This is a genomic window from Photobacterium sp. R1 (assembly GCF_054600795.1).
Map to the genome: position 1 here is coordinate 1 of NZ_BAAHZP010000639.1, position 263 is coordinate 263.

General features: G+C 53.2%; 1 pseudogene. It reads right to left on the reverse strand.

What is annotated here, in order from left to right:
* Window positions 1-243 (reverse strand): annotated as a pseudogene (locus ACYP03_RS26620) (PLP-dependent aminotransferase family protein); the annotation flags it as partial.
* Window positions 244-263: the final 20 nt, after the last annotated feature.

Genomic DNA, 263 nt, shown 5'->3' on the forward strand with positions numbered 1-263 from the left:
ATAAAGCTGATAGCTGTCAGCCTGTCCGGGCAGAGTCAGCCAGCACAGAAAGCTGCCATCGGCCAGATGTAACTGATAGCGGCCAGCCATCCAGGGATAGTTGTCGAGGGCAGCACAAAAACGCTGGCTGAATGCGCGTTGATTGCGCTGGTAATAGCGCCTGACTTTATTGAGGTGAGTGCGGTATTTGCCTGTCTTTAAAAACTCAGCCACCGCCGACTGCATCAGATTAAGGCTGCCCATGTTGTCTGCAAGCAGGCGTT